A 16,196-nucleotide genomic window follows, 5' to 3' on the forward strand; every position below is an offset into this window, starting at 1 on the left:
TCTGCGTTCCTTACAGCAGCGCTTCGGCCAGTTCAATACGTAACACTAGATTGCCATCCTGATAATCCACGGCGGATTCGCGGGGATAAAGATGCAAACCAAAGTACTCAATCGGGGTCACCTGCACCAGAGAGATCACTTCCACAATACGATGGCGGGCCTCGCGCGGGATATGCAGTTCTGCAAAGCCGTGTTGGGTAATGGCGTGATGTAACTGCGCTAACCAGTCGTTCTCGCTGATGCTGATGCTGCACGCCGTCTGTTGAAACAGTGAGCTTAGCAGCAGTCGTTCAGTCAGGTTGTTACCGGACTTAAACGGATTGTAATAGCTGAGAACCGACTGACGGATGGCATTGCCGCGCTGCCAGAGCATTCCCTGAATTTTGCAAAAGCGCTCAAAAACTTTAATCACACTGGCGTCAGGCAGTTCTTGCGTCGCTTGGGTATGGGCAAAAATATTCAGAGCGATTTCGTATCCGGCTTTGTCTTCCAGTTCCCGCCATGCGTTGAGATATGCAAGCATCTGCGCATCATGTGATGCCTGGCTGCCCGGACGTAGTACCCGTGTGTGCAGCACCGACATAAAACTGTGACTGAGTGCAAATCCCTGCGCCTTCAACAGCGCTCTGAGGTGGGCGTTAGCCTCACGGCGCTGCGGATGGCTGCTGGCCTTACGTATCGCATTTAAGGCCTCCTGGAGCTCGCTGGAAGAGGGGAGCCGCGAAAGCATTTCGAACAGGTCGTAGTCGATCTGCTCGTAATCGCTGGCGGCAAAACTACGCATAAACAGATTCAGTACGGAGACCGGATCCTGATGAAAAACGTCTTCCAGACGGGTAATGATGCCACAGCCGCCGGGTTCTGATTCGGTCAGCCAGATGTCCAGTACTTCGTCGTTGAGTTCGGTATCCACCACCAGACCGCGTTCATCGACATCCGGCAGCAACAGGTGGCTGGTTTGTTTGACCGCTCCGGCAAGGGTCGTTGTCAGCAGATGCTGTAGCCAGTCCTGAAAATCGACATCATCACTGAGATCCTGAGTCAGGATCGCGCTGTGCCTGTCCACCATTTCCAGAATGTCGGTCTCTTTAAACAGGTTGCGCAAATGTTGCTGCAGTTCCTGGCTTTCGGCGTCGTCTTCACCATCCTCGCTATTTTCAAAGATATTCTCTGCCTGGAAGAGTGTGTCCGCGATATCAGTCAGTCGACGTCGGCCGTCCGGGGTTTTTAATTCCGCGATAGAGTCTGCCAGAGACGACTGTGTGGCCAATTCCCGCGTAACCGCCGCTAGGTAGCACTCGTAGATCCAGTCAGCGGTGAACGTGTCATATTCGAAGCGTGGTTCATGTTTGATCCGATGCTGGAAATAGAGCGTTCGCAGTGCGCGCTGAATGGCCGGGTCATGCCGGAGGCGTTGCAGCAGAGTGGGCGGCAGCGTAAATCTGAGCCGGGCGCCATCCACCCACTGCCGCACGCCAACCCCGACAGGCTCGCCATTGTCGACCCACCTGAAGTTCACATGCGCCTGTTGCTTGGTTTTATTGCGTAATGAGGCTGTTGCGTGGGTGGCGTAACGCGTGACGTCGAGAGGTGTCATGTTCTGGTGGGTAAAGAACGTAATGGAGCGGAGGGTGTCCGTCCACGGGCCGGCAGGAATGGGGAGCGGATCGGCCTGATCGTCTGGGTTAAACCGGGTATGCCAGTACAGTTGCGAGTTGCTTTTCTCGGTGAGATTTTGCTCGAATCGCAGCGCGCGCGTAAGCACCTGCATCGGGCGAATGACCCTAATAGGGGGCTGACCTTCATACTCAATGATACACTCGGGCTGCCAGGTATCGCCGAAAGCCTGCTCAATATCAAAATCAACATCCGAAACGCAATTCATCGCCGGAACAAAGTTGTTCGGGATAAGCCAGTCTGCTTCATTGTCGGAGTAAACGGCATAGCGCTTGGAAATGCGCCCCGGCGCAAACTCTTTCAGACCCTGAATAAAGGGCAAATGTTCACGTTTCTTGAACTTCCGCTCGAGATGGATCTCCAGTTCCGGCAGATTGAGTTCACTGAATAGCGCTGAAGGAATAAAGGCCGGCAGCGGGGAACGTCCCGTCGAACGGTCTGCCTCCGGTTGGCCCATCCGCGACCATTGGGTGGTGAGTTGTCGTTTTAATGTCGGCAGCAACTCCATCATGATCGAACGGGGCGGCGACCACAGTACACGCTGAAGTTGCTCGTCAGTGATGCGCAGCGCGTAGAACAGATACTTTTCCAACTCCTGCTGCCACGCATGTTGTTCGATCACGGCGGTAATCAGGTGGAACATACGATCAAGATGGTCAAGAGACTCTCGCTTTGTCTGCGGTTTATTCAGCAATGACCAGATATTACTTCCGGGGATCTTCATGCTCAGCCAGTCAAGTGTCGCCATTGCCGCCTGCATTTTCTGGATATGAATGTTGCCCATCGGCAACGACTGTCCTTTTATCTCTGGATTAATGAGCTCTTCATAGCGTTGATAAACGACGCGGTCGCGGCCAAATTCGGACAGGACTGCGACCATCCATGGACGCATAGTTCTTGAACGACCGGCACGCCCTTTACGCTGCAAATAGGAGGCAACGTTACGTGGCGCTTTATGCTGAATAACCATGCCAACTGAGGGGTCGTTAAAGCCCACCTCCAGCGACGCGGTTGCAATTACCACTTCCGCTCTAGGATCGACCCCGACGTCCTGACTGGACGTTCGGGCAACGATGGCCCGGTCATTTTCGTCAAGTGGGTGACCAATATCCTGCGCGATACGCCAGTTCTGTCCTGCCAGAGTCAGCGTATGGCTGTTTTGCGGTGTTTCCAGACGCTGAGCGGCCAGCGGCGGTTTCGCAACGTATAAGTTTTGACCACGTGACCGCCAGCCTTCGGCGTCACACAGTTGATGATAAAGTCGGTTATTGATATCCAGATCGTCGGTGAAGACGAAGGTTTTTTGCCCCCATGTCCCGCGTGATTTTTTCCTTTTCGTATCCAGAATACGCCGGGCGAGCATGCTGGTCTGGATAGTAGTAGACAGCAGGGCGGTTTGCGAGACCGGATCACCGCGTAATGCCAGCAGATATTCAGCCCCTTCATCTTCCATTTCGTGGAGCTTCGGTTCGATAAGAGCCACATGTTTTTTATACGCGCCTACCAGATCGGCGAAGAAACGTTCGGCGTCACTTAGCGTTGCCGACAGCCCGACAAAATGGGGGCGGCTGCGTGCAAGTTGCATCCAGCGTCGCAGCAGATAGGCTGTCTGCGCACCGGTATTCCCCACATAGGTGTGTACTTCATCCAGCAGGACTACCGGCGGCGGTGTTACGCCGATGCCAACGCCAAATAGGTGATTCGTTTGGTTATTCCCGAGGTGCTGATTGAGCATTTCGGTGGTAGTAAACAGGATGTCAGGCGGGTTTTTCATCAGCGAGACGCGGGTCAGGATCACTTCGTCACTGTCTACGCTGTGATCGCAGTGGCTACAACGAAGAATCTCTCTTTTCGCTTTGATATCTTCTGCTTTCCAGTGCATTTGCCCCGGACATTTCGGCGTGGTGCAACGGAGTAAATCAAAGGGCATATCCTTGTCTTTATCTTTCGTTGCGTATTGATGGTTGAACGGGGTGTCACCGAAAAAAGAACCAATACGGATCTTGCGTCCTGCCAGTGCTAGGGCCTGACTGTCGAGTTCACGACATTTGCCCCAGGTTTCCATGAACTGATCTTTAAGCAGTTCTTTACGCGGATACAGTGCCAGCGTCCTGACCCGCTGTGCGTTGTCGCGCTGAATATCATTGAGGAGCGAGGTGAGTGCCGGGAGATAGAACGCCAGCGTTTTACCACTCCCCGTACCGGCACAGACAATGGTCCCGGTGGCTTCTTTCGCGTGAGCATGATGACTATGAAAGTGCCAGGCGCGCAAAATACGTTCGGTTGAGCGTTCCTGAAAGCCGGCAATGGAAAAGTCGCCGATCAGTCGGGAAAGCGCCTTGCGTTTAATCTCGTTCATCCACGGGACGTCGACCCATTTGCTCAGCACCGTTTGCGCCGGAAGTTCCCGCTTCGGATAGTTGCGCGGGCGACGGACGAAACGGTAGTCGGCGACAAGCGTCCGGGCTCGCTGAAGCGGTTGATCGCGGAACCATTGACGCTGGTGGCGGAACAGGTAGACCGATTCCGCCATACGCGTGCGGTAGCGCGTCCCCCCTTTGCTGGTCGGGACGCTGAAGAGCATGGCAGCATTCTGCAGTTCTGCCAGTAACGACTCTGCATCTTCGTAGGGCAGGTGCCGGGTAAAGAGTGAGATGATATCGGCATGGGTAAATGCGCCATCCGTATCCCCCCAGACCAGCAGTTCCGCTTCCCGCTCTTCGAGCAGGTCCAGCGCCTGGTGCAAGTGGGACAAATCAGCCGTAGACATAAACTATTTCCTTGTGATCACGAACTCATCCAGCATCTCTTCATCCCTTAACCACTCAAGCACCTCGGGCGTCAGGGCACTTAACGTCGGGCGGAGACTCTGCGGGCCATTAATGCTATTGAAAAATGCTTGCACCACGTCAGGCCAGTCTGTTTTCATCATGCCGCGCAGGGAATACAGTTTTTCGGCGAGCGCTTTGATTTGGTGAATCTTTTCACCGCTAACTGGTTGGCACTGCGTTAAGTTTTCGAAATCCTGACGTCGACGCTCATAGTCGGAGGCGATATCGTCAAATTTGTTCGCATTTTTTTGGAAATTCAGTGTCTTGTCATCGACATGAACCTGCTGATGTAACTCTTCCAACCATGCATCCCAGGCATCTTTTAGTTCTTTGCTCAGGTCCTTGTGTAGGGTGCCGAGTTGGCTGACGCAATGGGTCAAGGAATCATTCTGGATGATGTCGTAAGCGGTAGGTTCCTCTGAAGCGGCCAGCGTCTCATCTAGAGAGTTCTGTGGCGACTCTTCCTGATCTACAAGGTTTTCTTCCTCGCCGGGATTGTTTACCGACTGGTTTTTCAGCCAGCGTCCCCACTGTAACTTGAGACTTTTGACGCTGTTTGCGGCAGCGATCAGTTCGCTACGCTGCTCGTCATTCCAGGTAACCGCAATGCCCCGCGGGAGTTGTTGCTGGGCTGGATATTGCTGTTTAAGCAATGCAAACTTATCGGCAATGGTGTTAGTTTTGCTGCACACCAGATTACATTTATCGATGATTTGTGAGGCCTTACCAGCCTGAACGCTAAGATCGAGTTCTTTTTGCATTTCAGCCAGTTGTTGGCGCAAGGTGGTCATTGAACGGCTCCAGAGGCGATGATATCGCTCACAAGTGTTTTCAGACGGTCATTCACTTTATTCAGAGCAAGAGTCAGTTGCTGGATATCCCCTTTGGCGTTCATCTGCTGGAGTGTGAACGCGATCTTGGGTTGTACCAGTTGCCATTGCGCAAGTACGCTGCTGATTCTTGAAACGTAGTCACCGTCAAGTCGACAGATCTCCAGCCACAATTTCGCACTATCTTTCTGTTTTTCAATGGAAAGTAACGCAATTAAAGTCGCCAGACTCTCCTCGGCGTCGGTTCTGAGGGCTTCAATTTCACCCAGCAGCCACGAAGATGGTTTGTACTGAGCGCTGCCTGTGGGATAGTGCTCGGTCCGCACAGTCTCAATAAACGTCTGCCAGTCGTTCAGTTGGCTGAGGAAATCGTCGCTATCTTTAATGTTGGCAAAGAGATGAACATTTTTTAGCGTGCTGGCAAGTTCCTGTTTGACGGAGAGCGCCGCACGTTCAATTTCCGCACCAAGCGACTGTTTTAACACTGTTTTCAGCGCGGAATATATTACATCGGCATCCAGCGCACGACTGCTGCCCAAGCCTGAGCCTTGCTCAGTGATGGCAACCTGTTCAAGCCACGCTTTTCTGGCATCATCCCATCCTACGAGCGCCTGCGCCCTGGCTTCGGCGACTCTGGCGCTGGCGTGCGGATGCAGGGTCGCCTCAATCCCTCTGAAACAGATCTCGGAAGGAGAGGTCGTCAGCGTTCGACCGGTACTTTTCCCTTCGGTTCTCCCGACACCTTTCTGGGTGAGGCATAGGGTATTGACGATCTCCGCCGGTTCTTCTTTACCCGTCACCAGGCCAAGCAGCAGAGCTTTTTGCAGATGCTTTTTAAGCGCATCCTGTAAGTTACGCGCCCGGAAGTGATTAATGGCGCTTTCCGTAGCCTGCGGCACCCACCACTGGATGAAGTTTTGATAGCGAGTGTAGTCTTCCTGCGCCTCTGGATAATTAAAGCCTTGCTTTAAACCGGCGTAATACTGGATACGTAACAGGGCTACCGCAGCGTTATACACATCTACCCGTCGGGAAGGATCGGTCAGGTCCTGCTCAGAGTAAAAGTTCGTAATAATGCTTGAGGGGTCAGACGCCGCTTTTGGCAGTGAAATCAACGTAAAACGACCTTCTTTCAGCGGTGGCCGAGAAGACATACCGAACAACTCTGGCTGTGCATGAATTTCATAACAGGCGTTCAGTGCCGCACGCAAATCACGGGCAACATCCTGCGGCAGAATGACATTGTCATTCACCCATGCACGGACCGCCCTGATAAAGGGTAGTTCGGATTTGGCAGTGTATTTTGCCTCTTCTTTCGGTTTGAATTCCGGATTGTCAATCTTTTTACCCGCCGGCGTACTGCCTGTTTTGCCCGCCGTTTCGTGTGCGTTCTTTGTTGCTGGTTCCGCCGACTCCATGGTGGGACCTTTGCCATTCAGTTGCGCTGCTAGTTCATCGAGGCCAAAGGCACTCGCAACGCTGCCCGGCAGTTTTTCGCGTAGTTCATCAAATGAATCAATGCCATATCCCCAGATGGCGGCAAGCGTCACCGAACTGCCAACCCGGTTGACAACTATCTGTGAAATCTTGTCTTCGATCTCGGGAACGGCATGAATTCCAGCGAAATTTGCTGGCGGGAACTGTGTTTTTTCCGCTTCTATTCTGCAATCGCGCAGAATATCTAACAGGATGCGGTTAATGATTGTACGCGGGTTAAAAATCAACTCGCCGCTGCTGTCGCGGCAATGCTTATCCGCCAATGCCAAAATGGCATTGCGGTTATATGGGAAGAGCGGGAATTTCTTATTGGCAGAATAACCAAAATCTTCTAGTGCATTGGGGATCTCATCACTGTGCCAGACAGGTGGCCACTGGGGCTTACCTTGCTCAGGACTGTTTTTTAACTCCTCTGATCCAAAGCGTGCGGCGTTCAGATAGCGACCACAGAGCGAGACAATACGATCTTCGTTATTGTCTTTATCGACGTTCTCGATGACCCACTCGTAGCCAGCACGCGTGATTAACGTTTCCTGGCGGCGTTTATAGCCGGGATAATTGTCGGTGACTGCAATCACTGAGTGGACAGGGCAGAGAATTTGCACGCCGCCAGGTGCCGCTTCTTCGATCAGGCTGTCGATCAGGACATCTTCAATGGCGGAGATCGCCGCCATATCTTCTACCAGAATCACCAGACGGCGATTAAGTCGCAGAAACTCCTTGCGGATTTCCTGAAAAAGCTCCTGAAAAGATCCTCCATTGAAGGTGAACAGGCGCTTGAAGAGTGATTTCAGCGAGGTATGCATGGCTTCATTGAGCACGCGCGCTGCACGGGTACGCGCCTCCACTTGGTCTGACTCATGCAGTTGAGAATGGTTAAGATAGCGGCGTGCACGCGCGGACAGATCGTCAGGCTCAAAGACAAAATAGAGATCTTCCGGAAGAAGTTCATATTTATCATGATCTTCTTCTCCTTCTTCCAGACCACTACTCATCCGACTGGCAAGTTTGAAAATACAGTGGCCCGGCTTCAGAAGATTCTGTTTGAAGTTGGGGTCGGTGATCAGATCACAGATACCGTTTTCCACCTCTTCAATGATGGCTTCCATATAGGCGAGTCGGTCTGCTGGAATGTCTTTACCTTGTGCCAGCAGCGTTTGACCTTCTTCCATGACCGCTTTTTGCATGTCCTGCAACTGATGGGCCATCATGGTCAACAGTAGATCTGCCAGATCTTTCGCCGGATACTGTTCTGTTACTTCATTAACGCGCATGCGTGCGTTGTCGAAAAATTCCCCCGTCAAGTTTTTCAGGATGCGTAAAAGCACCTGTCGTAGACTGGAGTTTTTGGGTATCCGGACAATTTCCCATTGCTCGCTCTGGTCGTTTTCCGCCAGGTACATGTTGAACCGGCAGTCTAACCAGCGCACCAGATGTGATTTCCCCATCCCCGAGCGGCCAATCAGTGGGATGGCGCGCTCCGTATGAAGTAACTGCTGGAACAGGTCTTCGTCACGTAATATTTTATGATTTTCATTGACGTCGCGTCGGGTCAGTAGCATCGGTTCATGCACGGCCAGAAGTACATGATCCTCTAATTCTTCTGCTTCATTGCGAATGCATTGGACGATATTTTTCCTGGATGGCCAGTACTCCATCATGCTCATTCTGCATCCTCCCTTAGCGTGATTTGGCTAACCCGGCGAATTTTACCGCCAGGTAAGTGGAGTGATAAGGCGTCTTTATCATCACTGCCGATGGCGAGGATAATGCGCTTACTGATTTCAAGTCGTTGCAGCGCAACGGATGTGCTGGTGCAGATATTGTCACCTTCCGGCGCGACCCAGTCTTTTTCCTGCTGCATCACGTCATGAACGGAGTTTCTGAACTGGCCCCCGTCCATCATTGGCATGACCTCCGCCATGTTTGCCATAAAGATTTTGGCGGGAAGGGTACGCGTATCGTCAAAGATCTCCGGCAGAAAATATTGAATGGCCCGGGTAGGGTCGGTGACATAATTTCCGTCCGGCATTAACTCGAGAAAACCGAGAAAACGACCAAATTCTCTCACTAGTTTTTCGGTGTTGGTATTGATGGTTTCGCCGGGTAACCATTTATGCACTTTGTTGGTGATGATCGTAGGGGAGAGAGGTTCCAGGCCCCCGAGCGAGTGTTGCTGAAGGCTCAACAGGCAACTCAGTACCCGCCACAGCGGTTCGCATTCATTCCCACTGGCAACGCCGTTTTCACGACAAGCATCAATCGTACAGGCAAGCAACCGATGCGCCAACGGACGCACATCTGCTTCAAGCGGTAACATCTTTCCGTCGAGCATCGGCCAGAGTCCCAGATTGCACCAGAAGCTCAGGTTCTCTTTTAATTTTCCCCATGCGTTATCGTTAGTGGGCAGGTTATCAGGACGATAGCGGGCGAGCAGCGTGTCCTGAGACAACGGTTCCTGTGCGCTTTGCAGAACGCGTTCAATCAAAGGAAGCAGTATCAGGCCGCTTCCTGGGTTTGCGTTGTTAATTATTGACATGTTGTAGTTGCCTGATAAAAGTGTCCAGCGACAGCGCATTAGCGGCGCTTGCACACCATGTTCGATGTGGGAACTGAGGATCGGCGAGATGCTCAGGTGCAATAATAATTCGCTCAAAGCGCGTCATGGGTAGGTCTGGGAACGCATTGGCCGTGTTAGGGATGATCACGATCTCTGGTCCATCCGATGCAGGTGCTGTCATTTTCTGTGCGCTCCAGAAATGCGAAAGCGAATCCAGGTTGTTCTCTAGTTGCAGGAACACTGGCCTGTCTGCACGAATAAACACGTATTCGCCAGAGGTGATCAGCGACCGCAACGTCACACGAAGTTCCATCAACAACGAATGTAACTTCATATTTTCGTTGTAATAAACTTTCTTTTCCGCACCTACGAAGAGTGCTTTTTTCTTCGGCTCGGAGCGTAAAATTTGTACATCTGTGCCCACGGTGGGCGAAAACGCTCCTTTCCCTTTCTGACGACATCCCGGACAACCTCCACAGGTTAACTCGGGAGGATGGCTCTGATATTCATAGAATTTCTGCAGAATTTTACACAGTGGTTTGCCAGGATCCTCCAACCACATTTCCATTACCGTAAAGGCTGCCCGGCGGTTATTCAACTCGGACTGGCGGATCTTCTCCACATGGGTGTTCCAGTGCGCTTCTGAATAATGCGCATCGTCACAGTGACGGATATGAACGTGGTTATAGTAGCTTTCGAACCATTCAATCAGTTGCGTGTTGTTGTCATCCAGATTATCTCGCAGGTCGTCAGGAATTTTCGGATCAGCAAAGACCAGTTTGATGAGTCCGGCTCTTTGCATTAACAGCAATGTCCGACGGTTCCAGGCTTCGTTTTTATCGCCTTGGTGATCAATATGAACGGGCTTGGTGTTCAGTGAAATCATGTAGTCAGCGATCGGGCTTTTCTTACGATCGTCAAACATTGCTTTCCAGCGGGCAAAACCTTTTTCTACGCCAATCAGCGTCTCAACGGCCAGCGATTTTGCCGTTTTCATTTGCGCCTTATGCCATACCAGATGCACCTGGCAGGATCTGCCGTCACGCCCAGCACGCCCGCAGTCCTGGTAATAGCGGTCGATATTTTCCGGAATGGCAGCATGAATGATGCTGCGGATTTCCTTTTTATTCATCCCTACCCCAAAGGCAGAGGTAGCGACCATGATATCGAGCTGGTCATTTTTCCATTTTGAAATCAATTTCTTGCGATTGTTTGTGTCAATTTGACCGTGGAACATGCCGGTTCGCCAGTAGCCCAGTTCGTTCAGACGGGCAGACCACATTTCCGCATCTGTGCGGGTAGTGCAATACAAAATCAGCGGGCGGGGTAAGGTCAGCAGAAGCTGTTCGACCCGCTGACGATGCGCGTTTTCATTTGCCTCATGATGCACAAAATATTCCGGCTCCGGGCGTAGGAAATTAGCTGACACTTCAATCAGTTCGCTGTTTTCATCATGGAACTGCTCGACCAGAATGTCCCGGGTGCTTTTGCTGTAAGTCGCCGAAAGTAGCAGCGTACGAAAACGGCATTTTCCTAGGGCTTTCAGTGAGCGAATCATAGGGGCAATCAGCTGAAAGTCAGGGCGGAACTCTGCGCCCCATTGATCGATCAAATGCGCTTCGTCGATGACGATCGCGCCAATCATATTCAGTCTGGAAAGCTCAAACAGCACCGGAACCAAAGAAGAGCGAACGGATTCCGGGGAACAGAAGAGCACACGCTGTGTCCCCGCTTTGATTCTTTCCTTAATTGCCTGACGCGAGGGCTGATCTTGTCCTCCGATCCAAGCATAACTTCCACCATGATCTTGGTCGGTGCCGCGAAGCAGTTTTTGCATGTCGTCAGCCTGCTCAATTGCGAGGGCGACGGTGGGGACGATCACCAGCGTGAGGGTGTTTGTCGGTGCGCTGAGCGCCTGGAGTTGGGTGAGCAGACTTTTACCGCAACTGGTGGGCAGATTCACCAGCAATGTACAGTTATTATCAGACGTTAGCAGCGTCCGGATGGCGGCCTGTTGACCGAATCCCTGATAATGAGTCAGCCAAGGCTCCTCGGGTAACAGGCGCTTCAGTGCCGGATCGGTCTCGGGGCGCAGCAAGTTCCTGCGGATCTTACGCTGATAGGTGGCTCTGGTCAGCGCCAGGTCCGCCTCTTCAGCCAGTTGAATTTGTTGCGCGGCAGGCGACTTTGTCATGCCCCACTCAGGCGCCGGAGCGTCGGTCAGTTCCGGCGGCAGGGGTAGCCACGGCGCGCTAATACCACTTGCGTGAGCGGCACGTAACGCATCGGCGTAGCCGGCAAAAATGTCACCATGACCTGCCGAGGCATCGGTGATGATCTGAATCAGTCTGTTCAGAAACTGATTTTCGATACCGTCCTTAAAGGTGACCCCTTGACTAAAACAGGTGGTTAGCGCCTGCTGCAGGCGTGACCATTCCTCTTCCATCAGACGATTTCCTCCAGTAGATTTCTGCTGCACACCACCACGGCTTTGACGGCCATTAACTGGAGTCTGGCTTGTTCGCCGAAGGTTGCCTGTTGTTGTTCCCGGTCACTGGCATAGACTCGTTCCACCATCTCTTTCCAGGTGTCCGGTGAGACAAGCTCTTCAATTTCTTGCCAGAGATTAGGGCGCAGATTCATATCTGCATAGAATTTCTGCGATGTTTCATGTTTGGCGTACTCGCTATTGAGCAGTTCCAGCAACTGCGGATTCGTCACCGGTGTACCCTTAGAGGACAGCCAGTGTTGCACAATACGCGGCGGGTACAACTCGTCTGCGATACGGCGTTGGGCGTAGGTGTCCTGCGTCTGGCGATGGGTGACAAGCCAAGTAGACTGGAAGAAGTAATTGGGCTCATTCAATGGCTTTGGGAGCACCCGCAGTACCGCCATGGAACTGCCCCGGGCATCTTGGTTTAACAGTTGCCAGATCGTATCGACAAATGGCTGCCCATAACGCAGCGGATAAACGGTTGTTCCGTCGATCGCCGGAATGCGTTCAGCGCTCATCAGATGCGTTGACGGTGGGTTACCCCCTTCTTTATCGAAGCTGAGCATGCAGGTGGTGAGAAAGGTTTTAAAATCGACCAGCGTCCCTGTGCTGCGGTCAGAGAGTTCGAACTGAAACTTGATACCTTTTTCTGCGGTGCCGGTGGCGCGAAAACGCAGTGCACGCGTGATCCAACTTGTCAGCGCATTACACTGCGCTACTGCAAGATGATCGTCAGCGCTTATCTGTTGCGCAAAAATCGCCGCCTCTGCAATCTCGTCATCCATCGCCAGCAGCTTTTCCTGCATGTTAATTTTATGAGTTTCGTTGGCCAGAATGCCCTGTTCGCCAGGGAATTCGCTGGCAATACGTTCAAGGGCCACCGGACCTTCTTGGTAGACATTTTGCCACGCATTTTCCAGATAATCGTCGAGGACGAACTGGAGGCTGGCGATGGTGTTATTAAATACGCCAATGCTGTCTTTCAGAATACTGGCCCACACGTTGCGTAATCCGCGGTCGGCGTGATTTTTCAGGATCAGACTCTGGACGGGTTTTACGCCTTTCAGGTTTGCACTGTACCTGTTCAGACGACCAAGGCGCTGTTCAATACGGCTACAAGAGCGCGGTAAACCGTAGTGAACGGCCAGTCGCAGACCCCCATGGAGATTCAGACCATCTTCGCCGCTTTTATCGCAGATCAGGATCCGAATGGGGCTGCCGGGTTTCAGGTACATCAGGGGTTGACCCGGCTGATAGCGCTCCAGGGGGTACTCCAGCAGCAGTTCGAGCTTTATTGCCAAGTGCTGGGCAAGATCCGGACGATCGCAAAAGACGATGGCTTTTCCTGTTGAATTCTTTTGCAGCCACTCATTCAGGGTGATGGCAAGCTTGTTATCAATGGCCTGAAGTTCATTTTTTGCAGTTGAAACAATGTGTTCTAACAGATCTCGTTCTTCCTGAGTGCGTTCCGCTTCACCCAAATGTACTTTAGCGCGTTGCATGACACAGAGTGGGCTGGATAGGAGATCGTCAATCCAGAAAAGGTACGTGTCTTCACTCATTGCCCACTGCGTATTCTGCGGTAGTAAAGATAATGAACGATACTCATCAATCAGTTCGTCTAACGCTAACCCATCGCAATACCAGCGGCACTCCGCTGCTCCATTTAGCCCTGGAAACAGAAGGTTTAGGTTGAGGTTTTTCGTTTCATCGAAGCTGAGTGAAACCTGACGGCGGTTACGCAACAGTCGATGATGAATGCGATAGTTTTCCCCTAGGTGCCGACGAATATCCCGGATCCTTTCTTCACGCTCCTGGGTATTGGGGGAGAACGTCCCAATAAGCGGGATGAGTTGCTGGCAGAGTGTCATCAGAACAGTATCTTCTGGGAACTGCTGCTGCAGTGTTTCCAGATTACGGCGTAAGCTGACGTTTGAGACGGAAGGTACTAACCCCGAGAAGATCCCGCCGAGGTTTTCACGATTTTTGACCAGTTCGGTAAAGTCTTGCAGATGGGTCTCATCCACTTGGTAGGCTTCGGGATTAATACAGTGCAGCATCGACAAGAAGTTCCTTTCATGCCCATGCAGAGGGGTCCCCGTGAGTAACAGAACGTAGTGGGCTTTCCGGCAACCCTTAGCGATCAGGTTGAAGTCATAACGTTCATCTTTATCTCCTGACCACGGCCAGGAGGCAATCTGGTGGACCTCATCGACCGCGATAAGTGAAGGGGTGAATCCCCGTTCAATCAGGGTACAGGCATCGCAATGGGTGCAAATCACGATGCCTTCTGTGACCTCATTTTGTCGCAAACCTGCGAGGGCCGTAGAGGCATCAATAATAAGTTGTTTCAGTTGAAAGCGTTCACCCAGTTCTTCCCGCCACTGGTTAACGAGCGGTGCAGGAACTGCAATAAGCATGCTGACGTGGCCAGTAGTTTCTAACGTGTGTTCACGGACGACCATACCAGCTTCGATGGTTTTCCCCAGCCCAACCTCATCGGCCAGAATATATTTAGGGTTTTTATCCTGAAGCACACGGCGCACCACCGCCAACTGGTGGGGCTCAAGTTCAACGGCGCTACTGGAAATAGATGCCATCGCCCGGCAGGCAGCACGTTGTTGGATGTAAGTTTCAATAAAGGCTTGACGGTGAGGGAAAAAGAACGGCGCGTCATTAGCTTGGTGAGCAAGGAAATCTGCAGGGTTTACTGGGGTATCCGGCGCTTTGTTCAGAACAAAAATTTCGTCGATTGTCAGCGTCGTACTTTCATCTTCGCGAAAGATGACGAGAAAATCCCCTTTGGGGCGCGAACCGCCAAATCGGGCTCTAGCCCATCGTTGGCTTTGTGGTTCAATGCAATAAATTACCGTCTCTTCGTGCGGGATTGTCGGGGTGAGTTGTTCTAAAGGAACTTTCGTTTGCCGTGCATAAGGTTGAGTCGGTGACTCAAAAAAAGCAACTATTGCATTATTTGCGTCAATATCAATGCTGACAACTTTTCCGATGCCCTCAAAATGCTCAGAAATAACCAGCGACCCAATAGATAATATGCTCATCATCACAATCCTTGAAATTGTCTTCGCATGTATGATTTGTGCGGAAATGGACAGTCATGGGTGAAGTAAGCGGTTTCCATGTCTGAACGACACACATAGAGAAGCAAAAGTTCAGTCGATAGTGATAGGATACTGAGATAAATCCCATATTCAAGTGAAAAAAATCAAAGTTTTTAGTAAGTTCACAGATAACAAATTGATGTGATTAATTCACTTTGGGATGATTGATTTGTATAGAGAAAATCTCTTTTGCAACTGCTGTTTTTTAGTGTTGACAGTATTAACTTTGAGTTAAGGCAAGTTAAAGTGAATCGATGAGAACTAGATGGCTAATTTATTACGATATATTAAATATTCTTGTTGCATTAGTTAAATATAACAATAAATTTTAATAAGGCTAGGTAGCCAATATAAATTTGGCTACCTGAGTAAATTATTATTCACCGCGATAAATGCAGCCTGCAGAGCAGGTCTCTTTAACGACGACTGCGCTAAGGATTGGGAGTTGCGGCTTAATCTGATTCCAAATCCATTCAGCAAGCACTTCGCTGGTAGGGTTTTCCAGGCCTGGAATGTCATTGAGATAGTAATGGTCCAGCCTATCCAAAGTAGGTTTAAAAATCGCTTTTAGTTCGGCGAAATCAATGATCCAACCAGTGTGCTTATCCACATCACCGGTTATCTCAAGTCGCACGACAAAAGAGTGTCCGTGTAAGCGACCGCATTTATGGCCTTCCGGAACATTGGGAAGACGGTGTGCAGCTTCAAAGGTGAAATCTTTGTATAACGTAGTTTTCATAGCAACCTCATTTTTTTGTTATACAGTAACAATAAGAACCAAGATCTCCTAGCATTTCTGAGTTAGCTACCACTACTCTTTTGATAGACAAAAATATTCCGGTCTAGCTATACCGGACTGTTTCCGATTGTGAGCCTTTAGGCAGGATGATCATGACGCTAAATTGTGGGTTATCGGTGGTCACAGCCTTACATGGACCACTTAACTTGATGCCCTATTAATGGTTTTAAAATGGCTGCAAGGAAAAACCTCAATATTTTCAAACTGTCACCGTTGCTGGTTGGCTGGCGGCTCAAGTACAGCAACTCAGGAAGTAACGTTCACCATGTACTCGGCTGCATATTTTGAGCATTACCAACCGACTTTACTGACCTTTGGAAAAGGAGTTCTGGTCAAAACCCGATCAGGTAAAAGGGGACATTTTCTATCTGTACTTCAACGCCGCTACG

The 16,196-nt window shown here is 51.0% G+C and carries 7 protein-coding genes; all 7 read right to left on the bottom strand.

Features of this window, described 5'->3' with window-relative positions:
- Window positions 1-10: 10 nt before the first annotated feature.
- On the bottom strand, window positions 11-4,447 hold the full coding sequence (gene dpdJ / locus ACQG2Q_RS02645; RefSeq protein WP_063849852.1) for a protein DpdJ: 4,437 nt from the start codon (window positions 4,445-4,447) through the stop codon (window positions 11-13).
- A gap of 3 nt (window positions 4,448-4,450) precedes the next feature.
- Window positions 4,451-5,299, bottom strand: a complete 849-nt coding sequence (locus ACQG2Q_RS02650) for a hypothetical protein (protein WP_047053965.1) — start codon at window positions 5,297-5,299, stop codon at window positions 4,451-4,453.
- Window positions 5,296-8,502: a protein DpdH gene (gene dpdH, locus ACQG2Q_RS02655; protein ID WP_063849853.1), complete on the bottom strand. Its 3,207-nt coding sequence runs from the start codon at window positions 8,500-8,502 to the stop codon at window positions 5,296-5,298. The genes ACQG2Q_RS02650 and dpdH overlap by 4 nt, the downstream gene beginning before the upstream one ends.
- The gene (gene dpdG / locus ACQG2Q_RS02660; RefSeq protein WP_061891884.1) at window positions 8,499-9,374 is read right to left on the bottom strand and encodes a protein DpdG; all 876 of its coding nucleotides are present in this window, start codon (window positions 9,372-9,374) and stop codon (window positions 8,499-8,501) included. The genes dpdH and dpdG overlap by 4 nt, the downstream gene beginning before the upstream one ends.
- A complete protein-coding gene (gene dpdF, locus ACQG2Q_RS02665) occupies window positions 9,361-11,841 on the bottom strand; it encodes a protein DpdF (protein ID WP_063849854.1) in 2,481 nt (826 codons plus the stop codon). The genes dpdG and dpdF overlap by 14 nt, the downstream gene beginning before the upstream one ends.
- Window positions 11,841-14,951, bottom strand: coding sequence for a protein DpdE (dpdE, locus tag ACQG2Q_RS02670; RefSeq protein WP_233156087.1), 3,111 nt, complete (start codon window positions 14,949-14,951; stop codon window positions 11,841-11,843). The genes dpdF and dpdE overlap by 1 nt, the downstream gene beginning before the upstream one ends.
- Before the next feature lie 433 nt (window positions 14,952-15,384).
- Entirely contained in the window at window positions 15,385-15,747 is a 363-nt protein-coding gene (gene queD, locus ACQG2Q_RS02675) for a 6-carboxytetrahydropterin synthase QueD (protein WP_063849856.1), read from the bottom strand.
- Window positions 15,748-16,196 lie beyond the last annotated feature (449 nt).

It is taken from the genome of Enterobacter cloacae complex sp. 370H10 (genome assembly GCF_050031535.1).
Lineage (GTDB): Bacteria > Pseudomonadota > Gammaproteobacteria > Enterobacterales > Enterobacteriaceae > Enterobacter > Enterobacter intestinihominis.